The sequence below is a fragment of the Bradyrhizobium sp. 187 genome (assembly GCF_023101005.1).
Classification (GTDB): domain Bacteria; phylum Pseudomonadota; class Alphaproteobacteria; order Rhizobiales; family Xanthobacteraceae; genus Bradyrhizobium; species Bradyrhizobium canariense_D.
This window is the reverse complement of record NZ_CP064693.1, coordinates 3507995-3528619: the sequence shown is the minus strand read 5'-3', so window position 1 is coordinate 3528619 and position 20625 is coordinate 3507995. Positions and strand designations below refer to the sequence as shown.

Genomic DNA, 20625 nt, shown 5'->3' with positions numbered 1-20625 from the left:
TCCTTTCCCGTGGAACCCTTTGGCCCTAATCGCGTTTGGCACGATGGGGACAGTTCCGAGGGGGCGTTTTGAAGTCCGGCAAGCCTGATCGAGCGAGACCGTCGTGATCGCTGACGCGCAGCGGCGGCGTAGATTCTGGCAGATCCTGCTGTTCGCGGCCGGTCTCCTGGTGCTGACCGTGATCAGCGCCGGCTCCGTCTACCTCGTCAACAAGGCGAGAGACGACAGCAAATGGGTGATTCACACCATCGAGGCGGAGAACCAGATCAACGCCCTCCTGCTGGAAATCCGCCGCGCCGAGAGCACCGCCCGGGGTTACCTTCTGACACAAGGCGAGGATTTCAAGGTCGACCATGACAAGGCCGTGGCGGCCATCGTCCCGGCTCTCGACAGGCTCACGCGCCTGATCGGCGACAATCCGGAGCAACGCCAAAGCATCGAGAAGCTGAGCGCGGCGATCGAGACTAGGCTCGGCCAGTTCGTGCAGGAGATGGACTTCATCCGGCGCGGCGAGCCGGAGAAGGCCGCAGCGCTGGTCCGCGAGATCGCCTCCACGGACACCACGGCCGCGATCGCCAATGTCGCGACCGGGATGATTCAGGAGGAGGAACGGCTATTCCGGCTGCGAACGGTCAATTCGGACCGCAGCCAGACCCTGGCCGCGTCGATGACCGGCATCGGCTCCGGCCTCGTCGTGCTGCTGGCCCTGATCTCGATCTGGCTGGTGCGGCGCTCGGCCCTTGCCCGCGACGATGCCGAGGCGCGCCTGCGCGATGCCAATGTCAATCTGGAGGGCGTGGTCGACGAACGCACGGCCGATCTGCGCGAAGCCAACAACGAGATCCAGCGCTTTGCCTATATCGTCAGCCACGATCTGCGCTCGCCACTCGTTAACATCATGGGCTTCACCAGTGAGCTCGAAGAGCTCGGCGGCGACATTTTCCGCCGTATCGGCAGCCTCACCCATGTCCCGGCCGACGGGCCGCCGTTGCCGGACGGCGAGATCGCACTCGAAGGTCCGGACAAGCAGCTGTCAGACGATTTTTCCGAAGCGCTGGGCTTCATCAAGTCGTCGATCGCCAAGATGGACCGCCTGATCTCGGCGATCCTCAATCTCACCCGCGAGGGCCGGCGCGAGTTCCAGCCGGAAAAGATCGACACGCGCGAGCTGATCGAAGCCATCGTGTCGACGCTGGCGCATCAGGCCGCCGAAGCGCAGGCCGAGATCCACATCGCCCCGCTGCCGGATCTCGTCAGCGACCGCCTGGCGCTGGAGCAGATCTTCTCCAATCTGATCGACAACGCCATCAAATATCTCAAGCCCGGCGTCCCCGGCGAGATCAGAATCCGCGGGCGCACCAAGCTCGGCTACGCTATCTTCGAGATCAGCGATAACGGCCGCGGCATCGACGCCAAGGACCACCAGCGGATCTTCGACCTGTTTCGCCGCGCCGGAACCCAGGACAAGCCCGGTCAGGGCATCGGTCTTGCGCATGTGCGTGCACTTGTGCGTCGCCTCGGCGGCACCATGTCGGTATCATCGGAACTGAATACGGGCAGCACGTTCACCATCACGCTGCCCATCACCTGGAACGCCAGCAACCGGAACGCGGATCAATGACTCAACCCGTCACCATCATCATGATCGAGGACGACGAGGGCCACGCGCGGCTGATCGAGCGGAACATCCGGAGGTCCGGCGTCAACAACGAGATCATCTCCTTTGCCAACGGCACTGAGGCGATGAAGCACCTGTTCGGGCCCGACGGCAGCGGGCTCGTGCAAAAAGGCAATGCGCTCCTGATCCTGCTCGATCTCAACCTCCCCGACATGACCGGGATCGACATTTTGAAGCAGATCAAGGAGAACAAATACCTGAAGGCCTCGCCCGTGGTGGTGCTGACCACCACCGACGATTCCCAGGAAATCAAACGCTGCTACGAGCTCGGCTGCAACGTCTACATCACCAAGCCCGTGAACTACGAGAATTTCGCCAATGCCATCCGGCAGCTCGGCTTGTTCTTCTCGGTCATCCAGGTCCCGCCCGCCGCCCCATGAATCAACGTACGCCCACACTGCTCTACATCGACGATGACGGGGCGCTGGCGCGCTTGGTCGATCGCGGCCTGACACGGCGCGGCTACAAGGTCGTTCACGCCGCAAGCGGCGAGGAAGGCCTCGAGCACATCCGCCGCGCGGCCACGACCGGCGGTATCGACGTGGTGGCGCTCGACCAATACATGCCCGGCCTCGACGGACTGGAAACGCTGGAGCAGATCATGGCGATCCCGGGCGCGCCGCCGGTGGTCTTCGTCACGGCCTCGCAGGATTCCAGCATCGCGGTGACGGCGCTGAAGGCGGGCGCGGCCGATTATCTCGTCAAGGACGTCAAGGGCGACTTCATTCCCCTGCTTCACGTCGCGGCCGATGGCGCGCTGCGCCAAGCCGAATTGCAGAAGGCGCGCGAGGAAGCCGAAGCCGAGATCCATGCCTCGCGCGACCGCTACGCTGCTCTTGCAGCCGAACGCGAGCTGCTATTGCGCGAGGTCAACCACCGCGTCGGCAACTCGCTGCAGATCATCGCCTCCCTCCTGCACCTGCAGGCCAGCTCCGCCGCGCAGGACGAGGTCAAGGCTGCGTTGACCAATGCGATGGGCCGCGTGGCCGCAGTCGCGCAAGTGCACCGCCGCCTCTACACCTCGCAAGACCTGAAGAGCGTGGTCCTGAACCAGTATCTGGACTCGCTGCTCGAGGATCTGCGCCGCTCGGCCGAGGGCAACCGGATGTCGCGCCTGACGCTGAAGGCCGAACCGATCGAGATCGATCCGGACCGTGCAGTCGCCGTCGGCATCATCGTCAACGAGCTGGTGATGAACGCGGTAAAATACGCCTACCCTGACGGCGCCGGCCCGATCCATGTGGAGCTGACCTCGCAGGGCGACGATCTCCTGCTCTCGATCAGCGACGATGGCGTCGGCGACAACGTCAAGGCCGATCCGCGCTCCACCGGCATGGGCCAGCGTATCGTCGCAGCTATGGCCAGCAAGCTCGACGCTTCGGTCGAGCGCGACCCCAACCATTCAGGAACCCGCGTCATGTTGATGTTCCGCCGTGTCCCGGCTGCCGCCGGCAAGCCGGCTGCTGCCGCAGCGAACTGATCCGCACCGCCCATCGCACCCGCCTTGCGATCCTGCTATTATGGCGCGCCATGACTTCGCGCGACTCTGCCCCGTCTGAAATCACGCCAGCCGTGCTGCTGCGCGCCTATGCCTGCGGCATCTTTCCGATGGCTGAAAGCGCCGATGATCCGACCCTGTTCTGGGTCGAGCCGGAGTTGCGCGGGGTCATCCCGCTCGACGGATTTCGCGTGGCCTCGCGGCTCGCGCGCACCGTGCGTTCGGATTCATTCCGCGTCACCGTTAATACCGCCTTCAAGGCCACGATCGCCGGCTGCGCCGCACCCCAAGCCGGGCGCGAGGACACCTGGATCAACAAGCGCATCCGCGACCTCTATGGCGGGCTGTACGAGCTCGGCCATTGCCACAGCGTCGAGGCCTGGCAGGGCGAGGACCTCGTCGGCGGCCTTTACGGCGTCAGCCTGGGCCGGGCTTTTTTCGGCGAAAGCATGTTCCACACCGCACGCGATGCCTCCAAGGTCGCATTGGTGCATCTGGTCGCGCGGCTCATCCATGGCGGCTTCGAGCTGCTCGACACCCAATATGTCACCGAACACCTGAAGAGTTTTGGCGCGGCCGAGATTTCGCGGCGGCGCTACACCGCGCTGCTCGACAAGGCGCTCGCGGGCGAGCCTGGCGATTTCCTGAGGCTCTCGGCCGGCGAAGCGATCCCGGGCGCGCGCGCGCTCGAGATCATCGCTGCGCGGCAATAATCAGCAATTACCGGCCAAACCCGGGGAAACCGAACAGACCCGGCCGCTGCTCGGGTGGTGGCGGCGGTGCCGGCTGCTGCTGCTGGATCGGCGGTAACGGCTGCGGCGGACGCTGCTGCACCTGCTTGGGCGCGGCCTTCTTCTGCGCGGGCGGCGGCGGTGCCGGCTTGGTGCCGGGATCCGGTGCCGCGGTCGCAATCGTTTGCTGCGGCTCTTTGCAGTCGGTGAGCCAGATATCGTAGATCGGGTGCTCGACGCCGTGCAGGCCCGGACTTGCCGCGTACATCCAGCCCGAGAAGATGCGCTTCACCTCACCCTGCAAGGTGATCTCGTCGACCTCGACGAAGGCGTCGGTGTTGGCGGCCTCGGTCGCCGGCCGCGTGTAGCAGGCGTCGGTTTTGACGCGCAGCGCCCCGAACTGCACGGTCTCGCCGATCTCCTCGTCGAAGTTGATGATGCGCCCGGTGATCTTGTCGAGGCCGGAGAAGGTCGCTTTCTTGTTCACGATCTTCTGGGCCGGCGGCTCGGTGACGACTTCGTCGCCCGGCTGAAGGCTCGCCGGCGTCTGCGGGACAGCGCCGCCCGGTCCGCCCTTCTGCTGTGGCTGACGCTGACCGGGCGCACCCGGGGCGCCTTGCGGATTGGGCGGAGCGACCGCGACGGGCGGCGGCTGGTTTGGCGGAGCGGCGCTAGAACCGGGCGGCGGCGCCAGAGGTTGGGTCTCGACCGGCCCCGGCATCACATTGCCCTGCCGGCCTGGCGGTGGCGCCATCGGACGCGACGGCAGCACACGGCCCTGCGGCGGCAGCTCCGGCACCTCTTCGTCGTCATCGGGGATCTGCGGCTGCGGCTGGGGCTGGCCACGCGGAATGGTGCCGGGCGGCCGCAGCGGCGGCGGATCGGAGAAGATCGTGCCGATCTGCGCCTGCGCCGGCGTCGCAGCCGTCAGTGCGGTGGCGGCCAGAAGCGCCGCAAGACCTGTCAGGGTAAATGTTCGAAACATATCTCGCGCGGCTTCAACAGCGAATCGGGCTTGCTGGAGGACATTCTACAGGGGATACCGCCGCTCGCAGGCCATCCGGTTAACACGGCGAATACGGCGGGGGAAGGGCGGCATCCCTGCCCTTCCCGGCCCGGTCTGGCCAGATCGGCCCCCGGATGGAATAGTCGAGCACTCCTCCCAGGGGTCAGGCGGGCATCGCCCCGAAAACGACGTCCAACGAACAATCAGAAACCCAGAGGTCGCTTCCCATGCCCGTCGTGCTCGATCCCGATGCCGCCGCCGTCTACAAGGCCTTTCAGGAGGCCGGCCGGCCCGCCTATGAGACCCTGACCGCACCGGAAGCGCGGGCCTATTACGCGCAGGCGCGCTTTGCGACCAATCCCGAGCCACCTGACCTCGCGCGCGTCACGCCGCTGTCGATCCCGGCACCGCACGGCGCCATTCCCGCGCGCCTCTATGTTCCGAAAGAGCCGCGGCGGTATGATGGCTTGTCCCCGGCGCTGGTGTTCTTCCACGGCGGCGGCTGGGTGATCGGCGATCTCGACTCCCATGACGTCGTCTGCGGCCAGCTCGCCGACGCCGGCGCGCTGATCGTGATCTCGGTGGACTACCGCCTCGCGCCCGAGCACAAATTTCCCGCCGCCATCGATGACGCGATCGCCGCGACCAAATGGGTCGCCGCCAACGCGCGCGAACTCGGCATCGACGCCTCCCGGCTTTCGATCGGTGGCGACAGCGCCGGCGGCAATCTTGCCGCAGTCGTCGCGCTCGCCGCGCGCGACGGCGACGGTCCGGCCATCGCGGGCCAGTTGCTGATCTACCCGGCAACCGATTTCGCCATGACGCACGGCTCTCACCGCGAACCCGAGACGAGCGTGCTGCTGACGCATTCGGTGATCCGCTGGTTCCGCGACCATTATCTCAACGGCGCCGCCGATATCCACGACTGGCGCGCCTCGCCGGCACGGGCGACAAACCTGGCCGGCCTGCCGCCGGCCTATGTGCTGACCGCCGGTGCCGATCCCCTGCGCGACGAAGGCGGCGAATATGCCGAGCGGCTGAAGCGGGCCGGCGTGCCCGTGGCCTACAAGCACTATCCCGGCCAGTTCCACGGCTTCCTCACGATGGGGAAATTGCTGCGAGAGGCCAATGTCGCCGTGAGCGAGATCGGCGCGTGGCTGAAAGGATTGGCCTGAACGCCATTCCCGATGCCGCCTGTTCTTCAAAGCATATTCGCCCTCCCGCTGCGCGGTCTGACATGGCTTGGCGGCCAGGGCACCCGCGCGGTGGCCGCCGTCGTGTTCATCGCGCTCGCGGTACCGCCGCTCGGGGCGTTGTTGCGCCCCTACGTCACCGAGGCGATCTTCGTTCTGCTTTGCATCTCCTTCATGCGGGTCGATCTCGCCGCGCTCACCGGCCATCTGCGCCGGCCGGCGCTGGTCGCGACCGCGACCGTCTGGACCATGATCGGCGTGCCTGTGATCATCGGGCTGATCGTCCATGTCACCGGGCTCACGGCGCGCGCGCCCGACCTTGCCCTGGCGTTGATGCTGCAGAGCATGGCCTCGCCGATGATGGCCGCACCGGCGCTGGCGGCGCTGATGGGCCTCGACGCAACGCTGGTGCTGGTCACGCTGGTGAGCGCGACGGCGCTGGTACCGTTCACGGCATCGCTGTTCGCAAGTCTCTTCCTCGGCGACATGCTCAGTATCTCGCCGCCTGCGCTGGGGCTGAAGCTGCTCGGCATCCTCGCAGCATCGCTGCTGGCCGCGACCGTGATCCGGCAAGTCTTCGGCGCGGCCGCGATCCAGCGCCACAGGCAGCCGATCGACGGCTTCAACATCGTCATCCTGCTGGTCTTCGCGACCGCGATCATGGGCGACGTCGCGAGCGATCTCGTCGCCCGGCCGGTCTCCACCATCGGCTTCGCGGCTCTCGCCTTCGCGATCTATTTCACGCTGCTCGCCGTGACCACGCTGCTGTTCCGCCGCATCGGCTATGAGCGCGCGCTGGCGCTCGGGCTGATGGTGTCACAGCGCAATCTGGGCCTGATGCTCGCCGCGACCGCCGGCGCGCTGCCGCCCACCACCTGGCTCTATTTCGCGATGACGCAGTTTCCCATTCACCTGGCGCCCTACATGCTGATGCCGATCGCGCGGCGCTTGACGGCGCGCGCACAGGCCTCGGGCGCCGCGGCGACCGGCGGCAAGGCCGCATCGGGCTGAACCAATTCGCAAGCCTTGCCAACACGCAAGTCATGTCCGCTCTGCCATCGCGAGGCCGCTGGTGACCAGGCGAATGTCGTCACGCAGCGCGCCAATGTCCCTTGTGAATGTCGAACTTCACGGCGCCTTCGTCACGCATCTTCAACAGGAGCGATTGGCAGTCGTCCTGATTCTTGATGTTCACGCGCTTCATGACTTCGAAGGTCTTCAGAGGTTTTTCGCGAAGGGCAATCAGAATCTTTTCTCGATCGGTCATTGGGGTTCCTTGCATCGGATCGGCGACGGTACGTGTTGTACACATCGTCTACAACGGGTGCATTCGCTTGACGAGGTCCGTTCCGGGTCCAAAGGGCGAAATGCCGCGCAATATGCAAGTCTGCTCAAATATCCAAGTGTGCTCACCCGCTCAAGCGGGCTCTCCAACTCGATCAATTCTCCCTACCCGGCCCTTGCCGCGCGCCGCAGCGCTTGCGGCGGCTGGCCGAAGGCGCGAATGAAGGCGCGCCGCATGCGCTCGGGATCGCGGAAACCGGTCGTCTCCGCGACGAGTTCGATCGCCTCGCGCGAGGACTGCACGCGCTCGCGCGCGACCTCGATGCGCAAGCGCTCGATGGCCTTTGAAGGCGTCGTGCCGGTCTCGGCGGCAAAGGCGCGGGCAAAATGCCGCGCGCTCATGCCGGCGCGGTCGGCGAGATCTTCGACAGTCAAGCGAGCGTCGAGGTTCTCGCGCGCCCAGGACAGCAGCGCGCCGAAGCGGCCGTTCGGCGTCTTCAATTCCAGAAGTGACGAGAATTGCGACTGGCCGCCGCTGCGGCGATGATACAGCACGAGCTGCCGCGCCGTGTCCTGCGCGATCTGCTCACCGTGATCCTCCGTCACCATCGCGAGCGCAAGGTCGATGCCGGCCGTGATGCCGGCCGACGTCCACACATTGCCGTCGCGGGTGAAAATCTGGTCCGGCTCGAACTTCACCTTGGGATAGCGCGCGACGAAATCCCGCGTGCGTCCCCAATGCGTGGTGGCGCGGCGGCCGTCGAGCAGGCCTGCTTCGGCGAGCACATAGGCGCCCGAGCAGACGCTCGCGACCCGCACGCCGCGCCGCGCCAGCCGCTGCACGAAGGCGCGCGTGACCTCGCAGCGCGCGGCATCCGTCACGCCCGCGCCTCCCGCCACGACCAGCGTCGTGATCGCATTGGCCGACTTGAAGTCGCGCGCCATCATCTCCACGCCCGACGAGCTGCGCACCGGCCCCGCGCTCACCGCCAGCACGCGGATCCCGGTCGTCGTCTTGCCCGTGCAGCGCGCCGCGATCTCGAACACGGAGATCGGGCCGGCCGCATCGAGCAACTGGAAGTCCGGGAAGATCAGGATGCCGATCATGGTCATGTCCGAAAGCGAGGGAAATACGCCATTCTGGACGGAAAGGCATCATGAGAGGCTGCTTCCGTCAAGCTCATAATTGGAGGCTCTCATGTCGTCCCCGCTCCAGATCGGTCTCTTGGTGTTTCCGCGCGTCACCCAGCTCGATTTCACGGGCCCCTTGCAGGTGTTCTCCTCCGTGCCCGGCGCAAAACTGCATTTGATCTGGAAACGGGTCGAGCCGGTGCCGAGCGATTCCGTGCTGACGCTGACGCCGACCACGACATTCGCCGACTGCCCGCAGCTCGACGTGATCTGCGTGCCCGGCGGCGGCGGCACCAACGATCTGCTCAATGACGAGGAGGTGCTCGGTTTCCTGCGCCGGCAGGCCGAGGGTGCCAAATACGTCACCTCGGTCTGCACGGGATCGCTGGCTCTCGGCGCCGCCGGCCTCTTGAAGGGCTATCGCGCCGCCACGCATTGGAGCGCGATGGAGATGCTCGCTCAGTTCGGCGCGACGCCGACCAAGACGCGCGTCTGCGTCGACCGCAACCGCATCACCGGCGGCGGCGTCACCGCGGGAATCGATTTCGCTCTGACCCTGGTGTCGATCATGGTCGATCGCACCACCGCGGAGGCGATCCAGCTTCAGCTCGAATACAATCCGGCCCCGCCGTTCAATGCAGGCTCGCCGGATACCGCGCCGGCGGAGGTGCTGGCATTACTAAAAGAGCGCGGCGCGCAGGGTCAGGCGCGCCGGCTAGAGGCGGTGAAGCGTGCGGCCGAGCGGATGACCTAGTCTCCACTCTCGTGTCCCGGACGCGATGCATCGCGTAGCGGTGCCGCGCAGCGTCCGGGGCACGCGAAATCCAGTCGTCCCTCTATCAAAGAAAAAGGCCGCCCGGTTTCCCGAGCGGCCTTTCCTGTCTTACGGCGGCTGCACATTTCATCGGGCGATTTCGGAGCTTCCAGACCGGGGGCCTATCTCCCGATCGAGTCCTGGTCGGCGGCCGCTGCATTTCGGGACAGTCGCGAACTGTTGCCCGAACCGAACGCGATGGTCTCCCATCTCCGTAAGATGCGACCATTGAGCCGCATCGCCCGCGTGGCTGCAATGCCCGCGCAGCACTCATCCCCGCTGTTCCCGTTGTCCACAGCAAAGCGAGGCGGATGCGGGTGCATCCACCCCCACGACAAGGGTTGAGACGGGAATCGGAAGGCTAGCTCGGCGTCCAGGGCTGATAGTCGCCGGTCGCCTTCGGCCGCTTGCCGCTGGCGAGCGTCGAGCCCGCGGGACGGTAGGCGTTGGCCGTGCCGGTGAGATTGGGCTGGTGCGGCTTTTCCCATTCGCGCGGCTGGTAGTTGTCCTGCGTCGGCGGCACGTCGACGGTGTGATGCATCCAGCCGTGCCAGGACGGCGGGATACGGCTGGCCTCGGCGTAGCCGTTATAGACCACCCAGCGGCGCTCGAAGCCGAGCACCGGGTCGATCGCCCCGCCGCGGGTGCGATAATAGAGGTTGCCCTGCTCGTCCTGGCCGACCAGCTCGCCGTAGCGCTTGGTCCAGAGTTGGGTGCCAAACGTCTGGCCATTCCACCAGGTGAAAAACTTGAGGAAGAATTGTTTCATGCGGCAAGGGCCCTGCTTCGTCGGGTCCTGATGCCATCCGGACGGCGAAATGTCCAGTTCGGCGCGGGCGGCAATGCCGCGCTGCAGATGCAGTCCCCGGCACGGAACGCTGCCGCAAATCGGACGCGATCCGTTCATGCCGGATACAGCGTCGCCATGAGAACTTTTCGTCGCACGCAAACCCCCGTGATCCCAGGAACTCCGGCCCTTTCATGGGGTTTGCTTCCGGGAAAAGGAGTTTTGATCATGAAAAGTCTGAAAGTCTTGAGCACGGCTGCGGCAGTGGCATTGGTTATCCCGTTGGCGACGCCGAGCTTTGCCCAAAGTCGGGCCGCAGCGGTCGGCGGCGGCGGAGCACACTTTGGTGGCGGCGGCGGCGGAGCACACTTCGGTGGCGGCGGCGGAGCACACTTCGGTGGCGGCGGCGGCGGGGCACATTTCGGTGGCGGCGGCGCCCGCATGGGCGGCGGCAACTTCGGCGGCGCGCGGATCGGCGGCGGCGGCGGCAATTTCGCGGCCGGCGCAGCAGTACGTCCGGGCGGTGGCAGCTTCGCAGCCGGCACGGTGAGCCGACAGGCCTTCTCGCCGTCCTACAGCGGTACACGCAGCGTCGCGACTGCGGGCAACTGGCAGGGTGGTAGCGGCAATTGGAGTGGTCGTCACTGGCATCATCGTCACGGCGGCGGCTTTTGGCCCGGGTTCGCGGCCGGCGCTGCGATCGGCGGCCTCGGCTCGTACGCCTATTACGGCGGCGGGTATTACGACGACCCCTACTATTACGGCGACAGCTACTATGATGAACCGACAGTGGCCGTGGTCCCCGATGGCGGCGGCGACTCCGCGGCCTACTGCGCGCAGCGCTACAAGTCCTACGATCCCGCGTCCGGCACCTATCTGGGCTATGACGGCCAGCGTCATCCCTGCCCGTAACACGACCTGAAACACTTGAAGAAGAAGGCGTCGCAGCGATGCGGCGCCTTTTTCATTCAGGCGCCTCACCTGTTTCGCTCGCCTCGTATTCGACATCGGCAAGTGTCGCGTACAATCGCTGCGAGCGGACCTTTATTCACCGCACCGTGCATATCTACCCTTATCCAATCCCAAATTGACCCGACGCGCGATTCACCTGTATCAACTTGGCTGTGGGGACTTCGATGACTGGGAAGTGTCATGCCGCGCATTCTCGTGGTTGATGACGATCCGATGGTCGGCGCGACCATCGAGGTCCTCCTCCAACGTCAGGGCTTCGACGTCACGTTGACTGACGGCGGAGAAACGGGTTTGGCTGCGCTCGAAACACAGAATTTCGACGTGATGCTGGTTGACATCTTCATGCCGCATATGCGCGGCTTCGAGTCCATTCGCATCTTTCACGAGCGCGCGCCGGCGGTTCCGCTAATCGCGATGTCCGGCTACGCCTTCGCATCATCCGCCTCGCCCTCTCCCGACTTCCTCCGGATGGCGCTGGAGCTTGGCGCGACCCGCTGCCTGCGCAAGCCGTTCACGCCGGACACGCTGCTGACCACGATCCGGGAATGCATCTGCCGGGCGATGGCTCGCAGCCGAAGGACAAGAAAGAAGTCCCTTGATCCCAACGCAGCGCGTCATTCTCGGTGCTGGACTTGCCATCCTCCTGATCATCACCGCAGCCTCGATCGGCCTCGACGTCAAGTCGCGGTCCGATGCGGCCTGGGTCAATCACACCGTCGGGGTGCTGAAGAAGATCTCCGACCTGCGCGTGCTGATGCGCAGTGCCGAGAGCGCCGCACGTGGCTACGAGATCTATCGCAACCCGAGCTTCAGCGAAGAATTCCAGGCGGTGCACGCCCGTATCGCACCCGCACTCGCCGACCTCAAGCGCAGCGTGCGCGACACTCCCGAACATGTCGCGCTGCTCGAGGGCACCGAGCCGCTGGCGCTGCGCCGGATCGAGATCGCCGCCGAAGTGATGCGCCTGCGCGCCGGAAACGATCAGGCCGGCATTGCCGCAGTCCAGGGCAAGGGCGAGGGCCGTGGCCTCATGGACACGGTGATGGGCAATTTCGATCATTTGAGCGCAGAGGAAGAACGATTGCTCGCGGCGCGCTCCCAGGATTCGCGCCGCACCGGCATCGTGCTGCTCGGCATCGACGTCGCCGGCGCGTTGGTGATCCTGCTGCTGGTCGTGATGATGATGCGCGAGAGCCGGCGCAGTGAGGGCGCACTCAAGAGCACGCTAATGGAGACCACGGCCGCCAAGCAGCAGCTCGAGGCCGCGGTGGCCGAGCGCACCGAGCATCTGGTCACCGCGCATGACGAGCTGCGCCTCTCGGTCAACGTGCTCCAGAGCACCTTTCACAGCATGGCGGAGGCGGTGCTGGTCATCGATGCCGAGGGCAATGTCCTTCTGTCCAATCCCGCCGCCGAGCGCATGCTGCTGCACCGGACCGGCATGAACCTGCGCAATCTGCGCGCGATGTCCATCGTGCTTCACGGCGACGGCGTCACCCCGCTCAAGGCCGACGAGTTACCGTCGGCACGCGTGCTGCGTGGCGAGCCGTTCGAGAACATGGAGATGATCGTCCGCCCGCACAGCGGCAATGCTCCCCGTCATCTCATGATCAGCGGCCGGCCGATGCTGGACGGGAAAGGCAACGTCTCCGGCGCGGTGCTGGTCTATCACGACGCGACCACCTCGCGCGAGACCGAGCGGCAATTGTACCAGTCGCAGAAGCTGGATGCCATCGGCAAGCTCACCGGCGGCGTCGCGCACGACTTCAACAACATGCTGACCGTGATCTCCGGCAATACCGAGACGCTGGTGGCGAGCCTGAAGCAGCAGCCCGAGCTCCAGCGCGTGGCACGCCTGATCGACGAGGCCGCCGAGCGCTGCGCCGAGCTGATTCAGCATCTGCTCGCCTTCGCGCGCAGGCAGCCGCTGCAGCCGCGCAACGTCGAGATCAACGCCGCGGTCGCGGACATCGCGAAACTCCTGCGCCCCACCCTCGGCGAGCAGATCGAGATCGAGACCGTGCTCGAACAGGGGCAGATGACCGCGCACATCGATCCGTCCCGCCTCACCAATGCCCTGCTCAACATGGCCATCAACGCCCGCGACGCCATGCCGAACGGCGGCAAGCTGCTGCTCGAGGCCCACCGCGTCGTGCTCGACCAGGCCTATGCGCAAAGCAATCCCGACGTGCGGCCCGGCCCTTACGTGATGCTCGCCGTCAGCGACACCGGCACCGGCATGCCGGCCGAGGTGCAACAGCAGGCGTTCGAGCCGTTCTTCACCACCAAGGAGGTCGGCAAGGGAAGCGGCCTCGGCCTTTCCATGGTCTACGGCTTCGTCAAGCAATCCGGCGGCCACATCAAGATCTACAGCGAGGAAGGCCACGGCACCACGATCAAGCTCTATCTGCCGCCGGGCGAAGGCATGACCGAGCCAGTCACCTCTGCCGCACCGCCGGCCGAGGGTGGCGCCGAGACCATTTTTGTGGTCGAGGATGATCCGCTGGTGCGCAACTTCGTCACCGTGCAGCTCCAGAGCCTCGGCTACCAGACCGTCGCCGCGCCCGACGGCAAGGCCGCGCTGGAGTTGATCCGGGCCGGCCAGCCGTTCGATCTACTGTTCACCGACGTCGTCATCCCCGGCGGCATGAGCGGACGCGACCTCGCCGACAAGGTTGCGACGATCCGCCCCGGCGTGAAGGTGCTCTACACTTCCGGCTATACCGACAACGCCATCGTCCACCACGGCAAGCTCGACGACGGCGTCATGCTGCTGACAAAACCCTACCGCCGCAACCAGCTCGCCGCGATGATCCGCAAGGCGCTCGGACACATGCCCACCGGCTAGCGTTTCTGCTTGGCGATATGTCCAATGGCGTTGCAGATGATCCGCGCTGCGCAGATCGCCCCAATATTTTGCAGATCACGCTCCGGCACCAATTCGACCAGATCAAGACCGACAATTCTGGCCTTCGAGGCGACGCCCGCGATCAGGTCTATGACGTCGAAATAGGACAAGCCGCCAGGTTGCGGCAGCAGCACGCCGGGAATGACGGACGGATCCAGGCCGTCGCAGTCGATCGTGATCAGGCAATTCGCGCTGTCCTCGATTGCACTCAGGACGGCTTGAACGCCCCGGCTTTTGAGCTCTCGTGCCGTAATAATCCTGGAGCCCCAATTCCGCGCGCAACTGAGCTCCTGCAGGCCCGAGCCGCCGATACCCCGTAAACCGACCTGCACAATGCGTTCGACCCAAGGCAACTCGCTGGCGCGCCGCATCGTGCTGGAAAACGTATGTGCTGAGCCGTCGCGCTGGTCCTTCCAATCCAGATGCGCGTCGATCTGCAGGATCGTCAGCTTGCCCATGTCTTCGAACGCCTCGAAGAACGGTATGGGGACAGAATCATCTCCGCCGAGCAGCATGGGTACCGCGCCGGACTTCAGGATCTTCCTGGTGGCGGACCTGATTGCATTCCGGTTTTGCTCGGGGGCCTCGGGTGACGTGGCAAGATCGCCGCCATCGACGACCCGGATTTGCTCCGGGTCGAGCAGGATTCCGTCTTGGTCGAAATCCCACCTGGCAAGGTCGGTCTGATAAACGCGCAAAGCATTGCGAATGGCCGCTGGGCCATTCGCGGCATGGCTGGTCCTGCCCTTCAAATGCGGCGTGGCGTCGGCAGCTCCGAAGATGACGACGTCGGCTTCGCCAAGAGGCAGGGCAAGGTCGCACGCCGCGACGCCGAGGAATGTGTTGCGGTCGCTCGCCATAGCCGTCTCGCTGGAGGCACTCAGTCCGGCCGACAGAGCCAATCCGCAACGCCTCCGCGAGTTCCTGACCTGCTCTTGGCCTGCCGCCGAGCCGAGCGGTCGAAGCCGCTCTCGCGGAGGACGTGACCTCATAAACGTCGGCTTACCAAGGCAAAGCGGAAGCTCCCACCTTCGGCGTGGTCGGCGGCTTGTGACCACAGCGGACTCCAGCGCGTCGAGCTTCCCCTGAGGGAGTGGACGAGTGGGCGGGCCGCTTTCTTCTGGAACGAAATTAAATTGATTTAATCCAGTTATTGTGATTTAATTTGGGCTTATCTCTGGACGGAGAAACGCATGCCAGATCAGGACGACCGTCGCGAGTTCTTAAGAACCTGCGGAAAGTTCGCGGCGGTGACACCTCCAGCCATCACCCTACTCCTGTCGACATCCCTTACATCGGATGCGATCGCGAAGTCGGGCGCAGGCGCGGTCCACGACGACCATCACCATCACGGCAACAACGGCTGGGGCAACGGCGGCGGAGACGGCAGCCCCAACGGCAAGGACGATAGAGGCCGCTGAGACGACGACACACGGCCTCCGGAAGGAGACACAATGCAGACCAGGCGCCGCGACGTAGATTGGCATTTCGCCAGCTTCGTTGTTTCGATGATCTGGCTCGCGATTGTTGCTGCCGCTCTTCTTGCAGTGCTCTTCCGAGGGCACCCTTGAGGAGTTATGAAGTACATTTTCATCGCGGTCGGCTGCTGGCTGCTGCTGAACCTGCTCTTCGTTGTGCTAGTCACGCCGCCGCGTAGTCGCCGGCCGCGACAGCTTGCTCGCACGATTCATGCGGTCAAGAAATTCATTATGAGCAGACGGCAGCCCCCTACCTGATGAGGGCAGTGACGCGCTGCAAAAAAAACGACAGTAAGGCTGGCTGTTTATTTCCAGCGACGCCGCACCGCAGTTCGCTGTATCGTGCCGTTCCGTTTTTTCCAACAGCGGATTTGATTGCCATGCACCACATCCAGAGTACGCATATTGCCGCGATACTGAAACTGACCGCCCAGCAGCTTGAAGCACTTCGCACCCGCCCAGAGATCCAAAAGGAATATTCCGAAATCCTCGTTTTGAGAGAGAAAATAAAACTGGCGACCGATCTGAAGAAGGCTCGCCGGCAGCTCCTTACTCGGTCCCTGCCAAGCGCCTGAAGGGAGAGAACTCCACCCGTGCCTTGCGCTGTGAGGCTCGAGCAAGGAGCTGCTCGTTGGCATTCCCGCTTGTGGACCCGAAGCGGACATCTTAGCAGCGCCGCACGGCATATCTCGTCGCTGTGGCAGCGCAAAACAATACTTCCCGAATGCTGATAGCGCCTTGTCGGTTATCTCCCTCACAACCGATGTTTTGTTTTGCGAAAGCCCTCGATGTTCTTGCCAAATTCATCCGCGAGCGATTTCTTTGGCTTCCGTACGCGGCAGCGATTTCCGGGTGTAAGCGCAAGTAGTCGCGAAACAGCAGGAAATCTCTCCAGCGTGGATTGCATTGCTCCATGATGTGAAGATGGTGTGTCCAGGGTCCAGGCATCCTCTTCCGAAAAAACAGTTCACCAGGTAACCATGCTTCGTACTCGGGGATGTAGGTGTATCTGAGTTGCGCGAATGGCCTCACAAACGTGGACTTCGCGCGCAACAAGTTCGGGAGGCCGACCAAGATGTCGATAATCGGTTTGGCCGAGAGGCCGGACACAGACGTACTGCCCATGTGTTCGATCTTGAGCGCCGGACCGATCATAAATCGCAAGCGACGGCACTCCTGCTGGAAACGAACCGGCCAGTCGGGGTCATAGTCACGCACCTCGATGGCGCCCCTCCATACTTCTCCATTCTGTCCCCTCGCTGGAAGCTACCCTTCTCAAACGGCCCTGTTGGAGCAGACCACCGTTCCTGCATGTGATCGGACTCACTGCAATGCGCGGCATCTCCCGATATACGGGTCAGCTTTTGGGGCTTCAGCGACGTCGTGGGCGCACCATATTGAGGTCCATCCAGCGAGGCATGGCGGAGTAGATTTGCTCAGGTTGAGTTCTTCGCACTTTGACCCATAAGCGACATGGGTGGCTTGAAAATCCTTGCAGTGCAATAGGCCGTGCGGCATCGGATGGCTCGCGAGGACCGGGCGAAGCTGATAGATTGCCATCGTCAGGAGCTGATCGATGACATCCATTGACGAGCGTCTTCTCGAAAGCAAGATGACGCAGATCGAGCAGGCCCGCACTTGGAGCCCGCGCGTAATCTCCAAGTTCGAAACGCTGATTCGCAGTGGTGACGAGGTCAGCCTGTACCGCGCCAATCCGCTGGCGTTCGCCCGTGATCGCAGTGTGGCTGAGCCGGAGTCGATCGATCTGTTTCTCCATGCCGCTCGCGCCGGGCTGGTCGACATGCATTGGGACATTCTCTGCCCCCACTCGGGTCTGGTGCTGGAAAGCTTCGGGAGGCTCCGTGCGCTCCGGAGCCATTTCGTCTGCGGGCTTTGCGATATCGAGGGTCACACCGAACTCGACGACTTCATCGAAGTGTCCTTCTCCGTCTCGCCGCAAATTCGGCACCTCGCCTTGTATGACGTCGACAATCTCTCGATCGAAGATCTGCACTGGAAGCTCAAGTTCGCCAACAGCGGACGGCTGCCCGGCGGACAGACTCGATTTGTCGATGTCTTGCGCGGTTTCGTTCGCGGAATGACTTATCTGCCGTCCGGTCTGACAACGACGCTGCAGACCGATATTGGGCCGGGCGCGGTCTCAGGCGTCAACGTCCAGACCCAGGCGGGCTTTACGCTCCCGGTCGCGCTCGATCCCACTGCCGTGCAGATGCCGAATACTCCGACGATCGTTCGTGCCACCTATGACGGGCAGCGGTTCACGCCCGCCGTTTCGGCCGTGCCGTCGGGGCCTGTGATCTTCGAGATCAGCAACACCGGCCCTAAGCGCGGTTCGCTGCTCCTGATCAACTGGCCACCTGAAATCTTGGAAATGCCAGAGAAGCCGACCCTCGAATTCGATCCCTACGTCTCGGGCGGGATGCTGCTGACGCGTCAGACGTTCCGCAAGCTCTTCCGCTCAGAGCGCGTAGATGAGGAGGAGGGCCTCGGCGTTCGGCAGGTGACGTTCCTGTTCACGGACCTGAAGGGTTCGACCGCGCTCTACGAGCGCCTCGGGGATCTTAATGCCTATGCTCTCGTCCGCGAACATTTCGCTCTCCTCGACGCAATTGCCCATCGGCATGCCGGTGCCATCGTGAAGACCATCGGCGACGCCGTCATGGCTGCGTTTTTCCGGCCGGTGGATGCCGTGGAGGCAGCGCTGCACATTCTGCGGGACATCGGAGAGTTCAACGCCAAGCACGGCCAGCCCGCCGTCGTTCTCAAAATGGGGGCACATTGCGGTCCTTCCATCGCCGTGACCCTCAACGAGAATCTCGACTATTTCGGCCAGACCGTGAATATTGCCGCGCGGGTGCAATCATTCGCCGACGCCGGCGAAATCTGTCTCACTGAAGCACTCTACACCGCGCCCGCTGTTCGCCAGCTGCTGGCGGGCCACCATGTCGAGGAGTTCGAGGCGCCGCTGCGCGGCGTCGAAGGCGAGGCGCGAGTCTACCGGGTCACCGGCCGATTGTAGCCTAGGCTCTGCGGCAGTCCGCACTAGCGTAGTGATCGAAATGTATTTCCGACATCTGGCCGCCGCGAGGCGGCTTTTCTTGGACACGGCAAGAGCAAAGGAGTCTGTTCGTGGCCCAGAGCTGACCTGCCTGCGCAGCCGGTCGAGGACCGCTTGTGACCCAAAGCAGCCTTTAAAGCGGCTCGAAAATCATCTGCCAGCCCTTTCGGGTGTCCATGTATTCGCGAACCAGCTTGATCCGCTCGCCGGAAAGGACAAAAGCGAAGCAATAGTCATTCTCGTAGGGCTTGCCTCCAGGAAGAGTGGCTCGCATTCGCTCCTCGACGATCACAGTATCGCCATCGGCATGAATGCCCCGAAACGAGATGTCGACGTTCGAGAACAGATGATGCATTTCCGAGGCAATAAACTGTGCGATTTGGTCCGGTCCAATCATGTGGTCGGTGTGCTTGAGAGCGACCGCCGTGGCATTTCCAGCCGGTGCGATCCATTCGGCATCGGGAGTAAACAACTCCGCGATCAACTGCGCATCACGGGTTTTAAAAGTCTTCCAGGCATTGATGACGATCTCTTTAGGATTCGTGCTGTTCATTTTTGCTTCTCCAAGTGCTCAGCGAAGTTGGACCTTCTCTATAAGAAGGGCGCACCGATATCGCTGGCCGGAATCGGACCTGATCATCTCAGGGCTATTCTTCTGGCTGCGGCCTGCGGTAAAATGAGTCATGCTCAGTTTTGAGGTATGCAACACCGCGCGCTTGCAGCGCGATCCCCGCTATGACGGCCGTTTCTACACGGCAGTGAAGACCACGGGAATCTACTGCCGCCCGGTTTGCCCGGTGAAGCAGCCGTTGACCCGTAACGTGACCTACTATCAAACTGCAGCGGCCGCCGAGGCCGCGGGGTACCGACCTTGCCTGCGTTGCCGTCCGGAGACCGCGCCCTTCTGTGCTGCCTGGAATGGCACGCGTTCGACAGTCGCGCGGGCCTTGAAATTGATCGATGGTGGCGCCTTGGATGACGCTTCGGTTGCCGCACTGGCCGATCGGCTCGGGGTAAGCTCGCGCCACCTTGCGCGTCTGTTCGAACGGTACGTCGGGGCCAGCCCCCAACAGGTCGCGAAGACCAGGCGTGTACAGAGGGCGAAGCGCCTACTTGACGAGACGACTGAACCACTGGCCCAGATCGCCTACCGAGCTGGCTTTGGCAGCGTGCGCCGGTTCAACGCCGTCTTTCGCGAACTCTATGGGCGCTCGCCCTCCAGCATTCGCCACCGCCGCAGAGTATTCGCCTGAGGTCGGGCATCCCAACGTTGGTCCGCTGTTGGACCCATTGCGGACTAACTGGTCTCGCGCGGTTGTGTTGAAGCTGCTAGACACGTGAAGTGTCGCTGTTCTTACTCTTTTTTGGACTTTCACTGCTGGGCATTGCCGGATGGGGATTTCAATCCATCGTGGCAGAGCTAGATAGGTCGTGCCTCCCCCGGACGGACGCAATTTCTCGCAAGTTTCAGGTTGAGGCGTTTATCTGGGGGGACCGCGCGCCGTTGGCGCTGAGGCGTCGGTATATCGCAACACAAGCCTGCGCGGTCCCGGCGCTCCTTTGCCTGGCGGCTCTCGTGTGGCTCAACGAGCCGCGCCGCGATGTCCGCGCTTTGGGGGTGATCGCGTTCTGTTTCGTGTCGTTTGTCGTGGCCGCTTCCTTGGCCTGGAAGACTGCCCGAAGCAGCGGCTCAAAATTATCCTGACGGAGGCAACAATGCGTGGCCTGATCTACATTTGGGGCGCGGGAATACCGCTTCTGGTCGGGCTTGAGATATATCTCGCTACGAACGCTCTCCGAAACCTCGCTCCCGGGGTAGAAAGAAAAGACGTAGTATTTCTGAGAAGGTTTGCAGATGGCGGCAGCCCTCCAGGAGGTCGCTCCCCGAAGCATGGCGGACCAGATTTGCTCAGTTGAGTTCTTCGTATGCTGACCCGAAGCGGATGTTGTACTGTTTGCCAATGGCGAGGTGCTTTGGTCCCCCCATCGGACCACGTACGATGGCGCCCGACCCATGAATGATCACCGAAAGATCAAAGTCTTTTTTGAGGTGTTGGACGGCTCCT

Annotated in this window: 19 protein-coding genes and 2 pseudogenes; 14 read left to right on the top strand and 7 right to left on the bottom strand. The window is 63.6% G+C overall.

What is annotated here, in order from left to right:
• The first annotated feature begins 103 nt into the window (after nt 1-103).
• From IVB19_RS16800 to aat, 4 genes are read left to right on the top strand one after another with little or no spacing between them, the layout of a single operon-like run.
• Entirely contained in the window at nt 104-1621 is a 1518-nt protein-coding gene (locus tag IVB19_RS16800; RefSeq protein WP_085353526.1) for a sensor histidine kinase, read from the top strand.
• Nucleotides 1618-2058, top strand: a complete 441-nt coding sequence (locus IVB19_RS16795; RefSeq protein WP_018454485.1) for a response regulator — start codon at nt 1618-1620, stop codon at nt 2056-2058. Before IVB19_RS16800 ends, IVB19_RS16795 begins: the two co-directional genes overlap by 4 nt.
• Nucleotides 2055-3158, top strand: coding sequence for a sensor histidine kinase (locus IVB19_RS16790; protein ID WP_018454486.1), 1104 nt, complete (start codon nt 2055-2057; stop codon nt 3156-3158). The genes IVB19_RS16795 and IVB19_RS16790 overlap by 4 nt, the downstream gene beginning before the upstream one ends.
• Before the next feature lie 50 nt (nt 3159-3208).
• On the top strand, nt 3209-3889 hold the full coding sequence (gene aat, locus IVB19_RS16785; RefSeq protein WP_026232743.1) for a leucyl/phenylalanyl-tRNA--protein transferase: 681 nt from the start codon (nt 3209-3211) through the stop codon (nt 3887-3889).
• Nucleotides 3890-3896: 7 nt separating this feature from the next.
• Here the strand turns inward: aat and IVB19_RS16780 are convergent.
• Nucleotides 3897-4936 (bottom strand): annotated as a pseudogene (locus tag IVB19_RS16780) (DUF2155 domain-containing protein).
• A 204-nt stretch (nt 4937-5140) separates the two neighbouring features.
• Here IVB19_RS16780 and lipP1 point away from each other — a divergent pair.
• Together lipP1 and IVB19_RS16770 are read left to right on the top strand one after the other, a co-directional pair.
• Nucleotides 5141-6088 carry a LipP1 family hormone-sensitive lipase gene (gene lipP1 / locus IVB19_RS16775; protein ID WP_247371027.1) on the top strand — a complete coding sequence of 316 codons (948 nt, stop codon included), beginning with the start codon at nt 5141-5143 and terminating at the stop codon, nt 6086-6088.
• A gap of 12 nt (nt 6089-6100) precedes the next feature.
• The gene (locus IVB19_RS16770; protein ID WP_247371024.1) at nt 6101-7117 is read left to right on the top strand and encodes a bile acid:sodium symporter family protein; all 1017 of its coding nucleotides are present in this window, start codon (nt 6101-6103) and stop codon (nt 7115-7117) included.
• Nucleotides 7118-7196: 79 nt separating this feature from the next.
• Here the strand turns inward: IVB19_RS16770 and IVB19_RS16765 are convergent, their stop codons facing one another.
• Together IVB19_RS16765 and IVB19_RS16760 are read right to left on the bottom strand one after the other, a co-directional pair.
• Nucleotides 7197-7373, bottom strand: coding sequence for a hypothetical protein (locus IVB19_RS16765; protein WP_018454491.1), 177 nt, complete (start codon nt 7371-7373; stop codon nt 7197-7199).
• Nucleotides 7374-7555: 182 nt separating this feature from the next.
• Complete coding sequence (locus IVB19_RS16760) at nt 7556-8497, bottom strand: GlxA family transcriptional regulator (RefSeq protein WP_026232745.1); 942 nt, start codon at nt 8495-8497, stop codon at nt 7556-7558.
• Nucleotides 8498-8588: 91 nt separating this feature from the next.
• On the opposite strand from IVB19_RS16760, the gene IVB19_RS16755 reads away from it, so the two are divergent.
• Entirely contained in the window at nt 8589-9275 is a 687-nt protein-coding gene (locus IVB19_RS16755) for a DJ-1/PfpI family protein (RefSeq protein WP_085353530.1), read from the top strand.
• Nucleotides 9276-9696: 421 nt separating this feature from the next.
• Here IVB19_RS16755 and IVB19_RS16750 read toward each other — a convergent pair whose 3' ends face one another.
• Nucleotides 9697-10104 carry an NADH:ubiquinone oxidoreductase subunit NDUFA12 gene (locus tag IVB19_RS16750; RefSeq protein ID WP_026232746.1) on the bottom strand — a complete coding sequence of 136 codons (408 nt, stop codon included), beginning with the start codon at nt 10102-10104 and terminating at the stop codon, nt 9697-9699.
• Nucleotides 10105-10350: 246 nt separating this feature from the next.
• On the opposite strand from IVB19_RS16750, the gene IVB19_RS16745 reads away from it, so the two are divergent.
• The 3 genes and pseudogenes from IVB19_RS16745 (at nt 10351) to IVB19_RS16735 (ending at nt 13942) form a co-directional block, all read left to right on the top strand.
• Complete coding sequence (locus IVB19_RS16745) at nt 10351-11034, top strand: BA14K family protein (protein WP_247371021.1); 684 nt, start codon at nt 10351-10353, stop codon at nt 11032-11034.
• A gap of 240 nt (nt 11035-11274) precedes the next feature.
• Nucleotides 11275-11693, top strand: a pseudogene (locus tag IVB19_RS16740) (response regulator).
• Nucleotides 11690-13942 (top strand): CHASE3 domain-containing protein, encoded by a 2253-nt coding sequence (locus IVB19_RS16735; RefSeq protein WP_247371018.1) that lies wholly within the window; start codon nt 11690-11692, stop codon nt 13940-13942. Before IVB19_RS16740 ends, IVB19_RS16735 begins: the two are co-directional and overlap by 4 nt.
• Here the strand turns inward: IVB19_RS16735 and IVB19_RS16730 are convergent.
• On the bottom strand, nt 13939-14862 hold the full coding sequence (locus IVB19_RS16730) for an arginase family protein (RefSeq protein ID WP_247368601.1): 924 nt from the start codon (nt 14860-14862) through the stop codon (nt 13939-13941). The genes IVB19_RS16735 and IVB19_RS16730 overlap by 4 nt on opposite strands.
• 333 nt (nt 14863-15195) lie before the next feature.
• Here IVB19_RS16730 and IVB19_RS16725 point away from each other — a divergent pair, with 333 nt between their 5' ends.
• Together IVB19_RS16725 and IVB19_RS16720 are read left to right on the top strand one after the other, a co-directional pair.
• A complete protein-coding gene (locus IVB19_RS16725; RefSeq protein WP_085353535.1) occupies nt 15196-15423 on the top strand; it encodes a hypothetical protein in 228 nt (75 codons plus the stop codon).
• A 314-nt stretch (nt 15424-15737) separates the two neighbouring features.
• Nucleotides 15738-16055: a hypothetical protein gene (locus IVB19_RS16720; RefSeq protein ID WP_240543135.1), complete on the top strand. Its 318-nt coding sequence runs from the start codon at nt 15738-15740 to the stop codon at nt 16053-16055.
• A gap of 91 nt (nt 16056-16146) precedes the next feature.
• Here IVB19_RS16720 and IVB19_RS16715 read toward each other — a convergent pair whose 3' ends face one another.
• Nucleotides 16147-16698, bottom strand: a complete 552-nt coding sequence (locus IVB19_RS16715) for a GrpB family protein (protein WP_247371014.1) — start codon at nt 16696-16698, stop codon at nt 16147-16149.
• A 358-nt stretch (nt 16699-17056) separates the two neighbouring features.
• On the opposite strand from IVB19_RS16715, the gene IVB19_RS16710 reads away from it, so the two are divergent.
• Nucleotides 17057-18520, top strand: a complete 1464-nt coding sequence (locus IVB19_RS16710; RefSeq protein WP_247371011.1) for an adenylate/guanylate cyclase domain-containing protein — start codon at nt 17057-17059, stop codon at nt 18518-18520.
• A 172-nt stretch (nt 18521-18692) separates the two neighbouring features.
• Here IVB19_RS16710 and IVB19_RS16705 read toward each other — a convergent pair whose 3' ends face one another.
• On the bottom strand, nt 18693-19112 hold the full coding sequence (locus IVB19_RS16705; protein WP_085353538.1) for a nuclear transport factor 2 family protein: 420 nt from the start codon (nt 19110-19112) through the stop codon (nt 18693-18695).
• Nucleotides 19113-19242: 130 nt separating this feature from the next.
• Here IVB19_RS16705 and IVB19_RS16700 point away from each other — a divergent pair, with 130 nt between their 5' ends.
• Nucleotides 19243-19812: a bifunctional transcriptional activator/DNA repair enzyme AdaA gene (locus IVB19_RS16700; protein WP_085353539.1), complete on the top strand. Its 570-nt coding sequence runs from the start codon at nt 19243-19245 to the stop codon at nt 19810-19812.
• Nucleotides 19813-20625: the final 813 nt, after the last annotated feature.

What these genes read in the sequence shown, in the direction of transcription:
- IVB19_RS16795 (WP_018454485.1), top strand. Translation starts at nt 1,618, where the DNA reads ATGACTCAACCCGTCACCATCATCATGATCGAGGACGACGAGGGCCAC.
- IVB19_RS16790 (WP_018454486.1), top strand. Translation starts at nt 2,055, where the DNA reads ATGAATCAACGTACGCCCACACTGCTCTACATCGACGATGACGGGGCG.
- aat (WP_026232743.1), top strand. Translation starts at nt 3,209, where the DNA reads ATGACTTCGCGCGACTCTGCCCCGTCTGAAATCACGCCAGCCGTGCTG.
- lipP1 (WP_247371027.1), top strand. Translation starts at nt 5,141, where the DNA reads ATGCCCGTCGTGCTCGATCCCGATGCCGCCGCCGTCTACAAGGCCTTT.
- IVB19_RS16770 (WP_247371024.1), top strand. Translation starts at nt 6,101, where the DNA reads ATGCCGCCTGTTCTTCAAAGCATATTCGCCCTCCCGCTGCGCGGTCTG.
- IVB19_RS16765 (WP_018454491.1), bottom strand. Translation starts at nt 7,373, where the DNA reads ATGACCGATCGAGAAAAGATTCTGATTGCCCTTCGCGAAAAACCTCTG.
- IVB19_RS16760 (WP_026232745.1), bottom strand. Translation starts at nt 8,497, where the DNA reads ATGATCGGCATCCTGATCTTCCCGGACTTCCAGTTGCTCGATGCGGCC.
- IVB19_RS16755 (WP_085353530.1), top strand. Translation starts at nt 8,589, where the DNA reads ATGTCGTCCCCGCTCCAGATCGGTCTCTTGGTGTTTCCGCGCGTCACC.
- IVB19_RS16750 (WP_026232746.1), bottom strand. Translation starts at nt 10,104, where the DNA reads ATGAAACAATTCTTCCTCAAGTTTTTCACCTGGTGGAATGGCCAGACG.
- IVB19_RS16745 (WP_247371021.1), top strand. Translation starts at nt 10,351, where the DNA reads ATGAAAAGTCTGAAAGTCTTGAGCACGGCTGCGGCAGTGGCATTGGTT.
- IVB19_RS16730 (WP_247368601.1), bottom strand. Translation starts at nt 14,862, where the DNA reads ATGGCGAGCGACCGCAACACATTCCTCGGCGTCGCGGCGTGCGACCTT.
- IVB19_RS16725 (WP_085353535.1), top strand. Translation starts at nt 15,196, where the DNA reads ATGCCAGATCAGGACGACCGTCGCGAGTTCTTAAGAACCTGCGGAAAG.
- IVB19_RS16720 (WP_240543135.1), top strand. Translation starts at nt 15,738, where the DNA reads ATGAGGGCAGTGACGCGCTGCAAAAAAAACGACAGTAAGGCTGGCTGT.
- IVB19_RS16710 (WP_247371011.1), top strand. Translation starts at nt 17,057, where the DNA reads ATGACATCCATTGACGAGCGTCTTCTCGAAAGCAAGATGACGCAGATC.
- IVB19_RS16705 (WP_085353538.1), bottom strand. Translation starts at nt 19,112, where the DNA reads ATGAACAGCACGAATCCTAAAGAGATCGTCATCAATGCCTGGAAGACT.
- IVB19_RS16700 (WP_085353539.1), top strand. Translation starts at nt 19,243, where the DNA reads ATGCTCAGTTTTGAGGTATGCAACACCGCGCGCTTGCAGCGCGATCCC.